The organism is Bilifractor sp. LCP19S3_H10 (assembly GCF_052119185.1).
Lineage (GTDB): Bacteria > Bacillota > Clostridia > Lachnospirales > Lachnospiraceae > Bilifractor.
In genome coordinates, this window is record NZ_JBQKFT010000061.1 from 1 (window position 1) to 688 (window position 688).

Below are 688 nucleotides of genomic sequence, written 5' to 3' on the forward strand. Positions count from 1 at the left end.
GGGATATTGGGCGGTACTCTAGTGGGTGCCGTCCTTTTATTTATCCAATTTCTGATTAACCGATCAGATAAAAAGAAAGAACGAAACGATAAGATTATTGCAAAGCTGGAAGAATTCAGTAATCAGTTAACAGCATTCGGATCGCGAATGAACAAAGAGAATGCAGATGATGCGAGAAGGCGGATCCTTTCGTTTGACGATGAACTCCGGCGCAATGTGGGCCATAGCGAGGAATCATATAACCAGATCCTCGAAGATATAAAGGAGTACGAGCATTACTGTAAGGCTCACGATGATTATAAAAATTCAAAAGCGGTTGCCGCGACCGCGAACATTAAAGAGACATACATATCGGTAAAGAAAAACAACGCATTTATTTGAGGGAGGAAAGAAAATGATAAACTGGAAAATCAGAATCAAGAACAAGAATTTCTGGCTGAGCCTTATTCCGGCGGTACTGCTGCTGATCCAGGTGTGCATGGCCCCGTTCGGGTACAAATGGGATTTCGGTGTGCTCGGGCAGCAACTCACGGCGATCGTCAATGCTGCCTTCGCTGTGCTGACTATCCTCGGCGTGGTCACCGATCCGACTACTACGGGCGTCTCGGACAGCAAGCAGGCGATGAGCTACGACAGCCCGAAGAGCGATAAAATAAACGATAACACCAAAGATAAGCGATAAAAATAA

The 688-nt window shown here is 45.5% G+C and carries 2 protein-coding genes; both read left to right on the forward strand.

What is annotated here, in order from left to right:
• A partial coding sequence (locus ACTQZS_RS15395) for a hypothetical protein (RefSeq protein WP_441476598.1) occupies positions 1-381 on the forward strand: 381 nt, incomplete at its 5' end.
• A gap of 13 nt (positions 382-394) precedes the next feature.
• On the forward strand, positions 395-682 hold the full coding sequence (locus tag ACTQZS_RS15400) for a phage holin (RefSeq protein WP_441476599.1): 288 nt from the start codon (positions 395-397) through the stop codon (positions 680-682).
• The last annotated feature ends 6 nt before the right edge of the window (positions 683-688 follow it).

Coding starts and splice junctions, on each gene's coding strand:
- ACTQZS_RS15400 (WP_441476599.1), top strand. CDS start 395: ATGATAAACTGGAAAATCAGAATCAAGAACAAGAATTTCTGGCTGAGC.